Origin of the sequence: Microbacterium gallinarum (genome assembly GCF_014837165.1) — a bacterium.
Taxonomy (GTDB): domain Bacteria; phylum Actinomycetota; class Actinomycetes; order Actinomycetales; family Microbacteriaceae; genus Microbacterium; species Microbacterium gallinarum.
The window spans coordinates 1-1,347 of the sequence record NZ_JACSPM010000012.1; the positions used below are offsets into that span (position 1 = coordinate 1).

The 1,347-nt window shown below is 66.9% G+C and carries 1 protein-coding gene; it reads left to right on the plus strand.

The features are described 5' to 3' along the window. Positions 1-53: 53 nt before the first annotated feature. Positions 54-1,306, plus strand: a protein-coding gene (locus tag H9622_RS15680; RefSeq protein ID WP_191767365.1) for an IS3 family transposase whose coding sequence is annotated in 2 segments (ribosomal slippage) — positions 54-336 and positions 336-1,306 — 1,254 coding nt in all. Because the reading frame shifts where the segments join, the coding sequence is not laid out codon by codon here. Positions 1,307-1,347: the final 41 nt, after the last annotated feature.

The window sequence follows — 1,347 nt, forward strand, 5'->3', positions numbered from 1 at the left end:
GGTGACTCGCCCCGGCGTGTCCGGAGACATGATTCCTTGGAAGGATCTGTCTCATGGGACGTCCCAGTAAGTATCCGCGCGAGCTTCGTGAGCGCGCTGTCCGCATGGTCGCCGAGCTGCGGCCCGACTATCCGAGCGAGTACGCCGCGATGACCGCGGTCGCGCAGATGCTCGGGATCGGGTCTCCGGAGACCATCCGGACGTGGATCCGCCGCAACCAGGTCGACGCCGGTGAACGCCCCGGTGTGACGACGGAGGCGGCCGAAGAGCTCAAGCGGCTGCGGCGGGAGAACGCCGAGTTGCGTCGCGCGAACGAGATCTTGAAGGCGGCTTCCGCTTTCTTCGCGGCCGAGCTCGACCGGCCACAGAAGCGATAGTCGCGTTCATCGAGGACCACAAGAACCGCGCTGATGGCGGGTTGCGATGGGGTGTCGAGTCGATCTGCGAAGTGCTCACCGAGCACGGTGTGAAGATCGCCCCATCGACCTACTACGACGCGCGCGGCCGAGGCCCGTCGTCTCGTGAGGTGTCGGACGAACGATGGAAGCCGATCATCCTCACGACGTGGCAGCAGCAGCGGCGTGTGCTTGGCGCCCGCAAGCTCTGGCTGAGGTTGCGTCGCGACGGGCACGACATCGCCCGCTGCACGGTCGAACGGCTGATGCGGGAGCTGGGGATCGCCGGCGTCGTTCGTGGGAAACGCAAGCGCCCCATCGACACGGCGCTTCGAGAGAGCAGGCCGGCTGACCTCGTCGACCGGCACTTCGCCAGGTTCCGCACGAACCAGCTCTGGGTCGCCGACTTCACCTACGTGTGGACGTGGTCCGGATGGGTCTACGTCGCGTTCGTATTCGACGCGCACTCCCGCCGCATCCTCGGCTGGCGCGCCGCGACAAGCATGACCACCCCGCTCGTGCTCGACTGCCTCGACATGGCCCTCTGGACCCGCCGACGCGAGGGCGTCGCCGGGTTCGCCGGGCTCACGCATCACACTGACGCGGGCAGCGTCTATACGTCGATCGCCTTCACTGACCGGCTCGTGGACGAGGGCATCGACCCATCCGTCGGCTCCGTCGGCGACGCGTATGACAACTCCCTCGCGGAGTCGCAGATCGGGCTTTACAAGTCCGAGCTCATCCACCACGAAGGCCCCTGGCGAGACGTCGACCAGGTCGAGGCGGCGACCGCGTCGTGGGTGCTGTGGTTCAACAGTGAGCGGCCGCACGGCTCGATCGACGACCTCACGCCGCTCGAGGTGGAGCAGCTCGACTACGCTCGCATCGAACCGGTTGAACAAGCCGGCTGACACCAGCAAACCGCTCTCCGGACATGCCGGGGCGAGTCACG